A 6567-nucleotide genomic window follows, 5' to 3' on the forward strand; every position below is an offset into this window, starting at 1 on the left:
GACTATTCGGCGCTAGGTCGACTCAAGCTGGGCTTCCTATGACAAGCGTCTGTTTTTCCTGGCCAGGATCTCCCAGCGCCGCTGGAAGATCGAACTCGAAGCAGGCCCCTCCTCCCGGCAGGTTGGAGGCCGTCAATTCTCCGCCCATAGCCTCAACCGCCGAGCGGCAGATCTGGAGTCCCATACCGATCCCGGTGGTCTTCGTTGTGAAGAACGGCTCAAAAAGCTTCGCGATATGCTCGTCGGGGATACCGGGCCCGGTATCTGCAACGCGGACTCGGACGCTGGTTTGCCTCTCGACAAACTCGAGTGTAATGCGCCGCTCCGCTGCCTGGTCACGCATGGCGTCGACGGCGTTGTTTATCAAGTTCACGAGGACCTGTTGGAGCTCGACTGGATCGGCTATCACCGATGGCAACGTGTCAGAACAGGCGATTTCCATTTCGGCATCAGCCCGCTTCAGATCATGACCGATCAGATCGCGGGTTTCCGACGCCAGACGGTAGAGATCGATCACCTTCCCGGCCCGCTCCCGAGCCACAAGGTTTTCACGGGTACGCTGGACGATGGCAGCCACTCGCTGGGCGTTCTTCTCGACACGCTGCAAGATACGGTCGAGCGCCTCCATATCGGGACCTTCCCGAGCGAGAAGCCGCAACCCAGTCCGCGCATCTATTACCATAGCGGATATGGGCTGGTTCAGTTCATGCGCGATCGACGCCGAGAAAGCGCCAACAGTCGCGATTCGATTGGCACGGGCCAGTTCAGCCTGTGCCGCTTGACGCATCTGCTCGATACGCTCTTGGTCAGAGAGATCGACGTGGCTGGAGAGATGCAGCCCGTCGGATAGCCTCGTAACCGTGAAATAGACGGGAATCCGTATTCCGTTCTTGCCGGCGAGAACAGTCCGGCCGTCTATATGGTCAGCACCGTAGTAATACATCTCGAGCTGGCGCAGCAGGACCTCGGTGCCGTCTTCGGCATTCTGGGCAGGAGGATTGGCGACGAGGTCGGAAACGCTGTCATACCCCATCATGCGGGCGAGCGCCCGATTGACGCGGGTGGTTTTTATCGCACCGAGCGTCCGCTCCAATTCCTCGGGATGCTCCGTCATGTAGGCCCGGAGATCTGTCACCCCCGCCACCTTTAACTCGTCGATCATCACCTCAGCCGCGCTGAAATCCATTTCGGCAAAAGTCATGTTGCTGACATCGAACAGCCCGGCGTACCGGCGTTCCGTGCGCAGCAGCTCCGACGTCCTCTCCTCGACGCGTTGCTCCAAGGTCTCATTGAGCTCGCGCACCTTCTGGTGGGAAGTGACCTCCTCGTGGATATCTGAAACACCCCCGTAATAGCTGACATCGTCGGAGCCGTCCGTGCGGTGAAGCGGGCGACCCACGACCGACATCCAACGGTAGTTGCCGTCGGCATGACGTAGTCGGAAGCTGGCACGCAACTCCGAGCGCGATGAGAATGCCTGCCCCACCAAACGCAAGTAGTCGTCGCGGTCATCCGGGTGGATGCCATCGGCGAAGTCCTGACGATCCAGGGCGATCTCCACGTCGCGGCCCGTAACCTCGGTATATCTGCGATTGAAAAAGTCGATGTTCCCCAGCGCGTCGGAACGCCAGAGGATTTGCGGAACGGAGTCCGTGAAATTTATTAACTCGGCCCGGCTGGCTTCGAGTTCACTCCGGACCCGTTCAAGCTCTTGCTTCGCCACGACCTCATTATGGACATCGGAAAGGCCGCCGAAGCGCTCGACCTGCCCGGTTAGAGGCGAGTATGCGGGATTGTCGTAAATCTGCATCCAACGATAAGAGCCGTCGGCCTGTCGGACCCTCACCTTGAGGTCTGTGGTCGTACGGGTCGCTACAGCCGTCGATACGGTCTCGACAAGCGATGGCATATCGTCCGGATGCACCACGTCATTGTAGCGCTGGCCCTCGAGGACGGACCAGCGGTCCAGTCCTGTTACGGCCGTCCAACTGGCGTTGAGATACTCGATCTCGCCGCGCGGGTTTGAGCGCCATAGGACGAACGGCACGGAGTTGGCAAAAAGTTCGACTTCCGACCGGCTGCGTTCAAGATCAGCCTTCGTGGACTCCAGCCGCTTTCGGCTGTTTAGCAGCGCTCCCGTCACGCCGATTGCAATGCAAGCGAAAACGCATCGCAGCGCATTCGATGCGGTCGGATCGTCGCGATGGACGATGATCCAGGAGAGTAACGTGAGTCCGATACATAGCTGCGCGGCGCGTGCAACTTCCTTGTCTGTGCCCGCAGCGGAGACAAGGACCAAGACTGCGAGATAGAGGACCGCGACCGAAGAGTCGAAGTCCGTCATCGAATCAAAAGCGAAAACCAGTCCGGCAATAGAGACGGCAGCGACGAGAAGTAGCTTTCGTTTCAGTCTCTCGTCCATGAAACGCGCCCCCTCGCACGCATAATTCCAGTCGGCAACCTCTAAAATGCTTGCCGGCTGAATTTGCCTCAGTCGCCGGATAACCGGAAGCCTAGCATCGAAAAACTACAGTGAACCATCGTCAATTCTTTTTTGCTGAAGCCGCCAACTGCCGCGGTAGGGACAAAGCTCGCATCACCCGTCCGTATTCCCACCACAACCGGAACAGGCATCCGTTCTGAGGTGTAAAGCGAAAGCGGGACTTGAACAGAGCACTGAATTCACTAGATTGCACTTAGGCCTGTAGCTCAGCGGTTAGAGCCGTCGGCTCATAACCGATTGGTCGCCAGTTCAAATCTGGCCGGGCCTACCAGATCACCTGGCATCGATCGCCTTTAGAAAGCCATCCGTATATGCTGGGTTCGCGCTGTCCGTCACTTTGGGCATCGACTTGTCAGCGCGGGCGCATGCTTGGTCAAGCGGCGCGGTCGATCGCAGCCAGACACCCTTGCTTGAGCTCGCGGTACCGCTGATGGTCGTACACCGTCAGACCGATAGTTCTTAATCGCAAGGATGCTCTCTTCGCCGGGCACGATGCAGGAGCAGAGAACTGGGCGACCATCGCCTCGTTGATCGAAACCTACAAGCTCAATGCTGTCGACCCGTTCGGCCATCTGTGCTCGACACTGACCGCCTTGGTCAATGGCCACAAGCAGAGGCAGGTCGAAGAACGACCCCCTTGGCATCACCCGCGCCAAATAGGAAGATGAAGTCAGTGCTCGTGGGGCTCGGATGCCAGCTTCCAAGGTGACAACTGCGCGGCTGGCCGACGTCGCATTCATCTCCAGAGATTCTCAAGGTCGCACGAAGCTGGAATTGTACAATCGGCGTCTTCATTTTGGGCCCAAATACCTTTGGCAAGCTGGTCCTTGAGATTGGCCCTGTGGAAGGGCTGCCGTGTGAGGGACCAGCGCCTACCCCGTAAAGGTTCGAAAACGCCGTCTTCTAAGCTAGGCGTCACTGGAGATGGTAATTATCATTGACCAAGGTTCCAGCCCATCAAGGTAGCCGCATCGCTGTCGTTGGCGCAACGGGTCGGATCGGCTCTGCGCTATTGAATAAACTTGCCGATGACGATGTTGATATAATTCCGCTCTCGCGCAGTGCGTCTTCGGATCGATTGCCGCCTGGGTTGGTTCCTACGATCATCGATTTTGAAGCGCCTTTGACATTGTCCAAGGCGTTAGAAGGCGTAGACAAGGCGTTCATCGCCCACGGAACCTATGCAAAGCAGGTTGAGAACGAGATTGCTCTCATCGACGCTGCGGTCGGAGCTGGAGTTTCACATATCGTCAAAGTTTCGGTCATGGGTCCGCCCGTTCGCCTGCACCCTTTCGACTGGCACGCAAAAATTGAAGCACATCTCGCAGCTTGCGATATTGGTTATACCCTGCTGCGCCCCTCCGCTTTCGTTGACATTCTGGCGCGAGCAGCAGTGCCCGTAGCGGATGGCTTTTGGGGCGGAGCTGCCGGAGAGGGCCGCGTGAACTTTATTGACACGCGAGATATAGCAGACGTTGCGCGAGTAGTTTTGCTTGACGATCGGTTCAACGACGTACAACGCGCCTATCATCTAACAGGTCCAGCTTCTGTGAGCATGCCGGAAGTAGCTGCTGAGCTTTCTGTACAACTTGGACGTGAGGTAAGGTATCTGCGGCGTACTCCCTCCGAACATCGGAATGTTTTACTCCAAATGGGAATGAGCGAGATGGCTGCGGATATCGCGCTTGGGCTCGATCATCTTTTTGAACGATCAGTTCAAGCGGAAACTACCAATACCGTCGCCGAACTGACCGGAAATGTACCACGGTCAGTCGCTGAATGGCTAAAAGACAACATTTCCACGTTCAAAAGGAATTTTATCACGATTCAAGGCTAAGCAGCCGTGGCTTTCGGATGGACCTATCGTGCTTTGGTCAACGTGTGAGGAAAACAGCGCTCACGAAGAAGCGCTTCCCGCCTTTGAATACAGTTTTCTCCACGTCTCGTTTGGCAGCGTCCGATCCAATACTCGCTGGAAGACTGAACCGTTGTGTAGCATGAAACTGAAGATGTTGACGTAGGCCCGGAACCGAGGCCTTCACTCTCAGCGAGGATCGCTGGCTGACCATGTCTGGAGGGCGGTGCCCGCGAGCCAGCCACTCGACTTCGACTGATGCCCTCCGTATGTCGGTTGCCAGCCCTTCGGTCGGCTCCGCCCACAGCTCCAGCGTCCTTGCAGACAGAAGGAAGGCTGACATTACAGTTTTGCGCCGGGTTCGTCTTCCAGAATTCTCAGGTGGGAGGGTCGGTCCTTCTCGTAGTAGCGCAACGTGCCGTTGAGATAATCGATCGCCAACGAGCGATGCGGATCGTTCCAGGTCTCGAGGATAGAGATGACCGCGGCGTAGACCCGGCGGGCCCAAGGAATTTCGGAGACCAGCGGGCTCTGCTCATGCAGTTCCGCGTACCGATAAGCCAGCGTTTTCGCTCCCTGGTTCAGTTCGGGGACGTCGACGGTGAACAATCTCGCGACCCGGTCGATATCTACGCCCTCAAGGACTGGAAAGCGGTACATTTCGGAATCGTCGGACCTGACAAGTTCAAAAAGTGGTTCAAGATCGCCGTCTTCGGCTCTCCGGATGATCGATTCCAGGCGCTCGGCTCGCCGGGTCTCGGTGATCGAGCCACGCTTTTTCTTTAGATAGCCGAGGAGGTCGGTAAACTCCTGTGCCTCCCGGTTTGAATATCCAAGACTATCGTAGGCGTCCGGATCGATGTGTCCCACCTCGAGGAGCCCGGAGGCCTCTATCTGGTCGATGTAGTCCTTGAAGAAAGACGTGATGTCGACACCCCCGGTCAGCCTGGTGTCGTTCGCCTTCCGCAGCTTCACCGCTAGGCCGACCGCTTGGAGGATGACCTGCGCGTCCTTGATCTCCCTCCGCTTCAACGCCGCGCCGAGCTTAATTACGGCGGCGTCGGTTTCTTCTCTCCGCCTTGTGTGGCTGCACCATACGGCCCGCCACGCCGCCTCTTCATGCAGCTTCCCGAATCCAAAACGTGCCTTGATCTCGGCTACTAGCGCCTCGCAGTCCAGAACGCCGGACTTCTCGAAGGCGAGAATCGCGGTATATCCGACGGGTGGGGATTCGACCCCGAGGTTTGCGAATGCGAGGGAAAACGCCTCGGCTCCCACAACGTCCGTGTCATTCTCGGTCCGTCCGTGGCCCTGGCCAAGCGAACGAACCGCTCTCGACAATGACAGATTGGGAAGAGCGGCCAAGACGCTTTCGTTCACTTTCCCTTCGCGGAGCCAGAGCGTCGTGGCGAGGACGACGAGCATTGTTCTCCGCAGGTGTTCTCGAGGTATCTCGTCATCGCTCGCGAGACAGTCTACGAACGCGACGGCGTTGTGGAGCGCCCAGGAAAGGTTTCGTAGGTTCGCTACTCCCGATGCGACGGCTACGGAAATCAGCTCGTCTACATGCTCCAACAGCGCCGACTTGGCAGGCCCCTTCTTGAGGCCCGACAGGTTCGTCCGTACGACGCTTGCAACATCGGGCGCAATGCTCGCGCGCCGCCCGACAAGTTTCTCGTTCTGGTCTTTCCAGAGTCTGGTCTTCTTTTTCTACTGAAGAGGAGCAGTTCTGCGCGCAGTTCACCAACCGGTAACTGGATCCCACCAGACCGACGATGAGGTTTCTCTACGACCACTATCAATGGAAGTTGCAGGAGGCGAACCTATCGCGCGCAGCTTCTGGAGTGCCGCCGTTGCGCGGCGTTTCGCTTCGATCGTTTCATCGACGCATCGCCATGTTGCCCCCCGAACTCGTCGCGATGTGCCATTTCGGCAGAAATCGCCGCCGTTAACAGATGCAACGGAGCAAGACGCCATGAACGCACATATCAGAAATGTAACCGGAGCTGCCACGACCGAGGCAGGCGACGCACTTCCGGTATTTCACTTCAAGACAGGTGATGGAGTGCGTGTCAGAGGCACGTGTTGGTTTCCACGCGGAACTGAGCCGGTTTTTCCACCGAGAAGTGAGCCACCTCTGAGTATGGTTTTCTGATCAGGCTTTGGTCAAGGGATTGGCCTTTTCTCCTCTCTTCTGAGCTGCTGCGGC

3 protein-coding genes, 1 tRNA gene and 1 pseudogene are annotated in these 6567 nt (G+C 57.5%); 3 read left to right on the plus strand and 2 right to left on the minus strand.

Annotated elements, in window-relative coordinates; genetic code table 11:
* Positions 1-22: 22 nt before the first annotated feature.
* Positions 23-2422 carry an ATP-binding protein gene (locus MRBLMR1_RS29915; RefSeq protein ID WP_500067228.1) on the minus strand — a complete coding sequence of 800 codons (2400 nt, stop codon included), beginning with the start codon at positions 2420-2422 and terminating at the stop codon, positions 23-25.
* Positions 2423-2698: 276 nt separating this feature from the next.
* On the opposite strand from MRBLMR1_RS29915, the gene MRBLMR1_RS29920 reads away from it, so the two are divergent.
* The 3 genes and pseudogenes from MRBLMR1_RS29920 (at position 2699) to MRBLMR1_RS29930 (ending at position 4340) form a co-directional block, all read left to right on the plus strand.
* Positions 2699-2774 (plus strand) — tRNA-Ile (locus MRBLMR1_RS29920).
* Between the two features lie 169 nt (positions 2775-2943).
* Positions 2944-3171: pseudogene (locus tag MRBLMR1_RS29925) on the plus strand (transposase domain-containing protein); the annotation flags it as partial.
* A 269-nt stretch (positions 3172-3440) separates the two neighbouring features.
* Entirely contained in the window at positions 3441-4340 is a 900-nt protein-coding gene (locus MRBLMR1_RS29930; protein ID WP_500067229.1) for an NmrA family NAD(P)-binding protein, read from the plus strand.
* A 360-nt stretch (positions 4341-4700) separates the two neighbouring features.
* Here the strand turns inward: MRBLMR1_RS29930 and MRBLMR1_RS29935 are convergent, their stop codons facing one another.
* Positions 4701-5933 carry a hypothetical protein gene (locus MRBLMR1_RS29935; RefSeq protein WP_500067230.1) on the minus strand — a complete coding sequence of 411 codons (1233 nt, stop codon included), beginning with the start codon at positions 5931-5933 and terminating at the stop codon, positions 4701-4703.
* Positions 5934-6567 lie beyond the last annotated feature (634 nt).

The organism is Neorhizobium sp. LMR1-1-1.1 (assembly GCF_040675795.1).
GTDB lineage: Bacteria > Pseudomonadota > Alphaproteobacteria > Rhizobiales > Rhizobiaceae > Neorhizobium > Neorhizobium cellulosilyticum.

Coding starts and splice junctions, on each gene's coding strand:
- MRBLMR1_RS29915 (WP_500067228.1), bottom strand. CDS start 2,422: ATGGACGAGAGACTGAAACGAAAGCTACTTCTCGTCGCTGCCGTCTCT.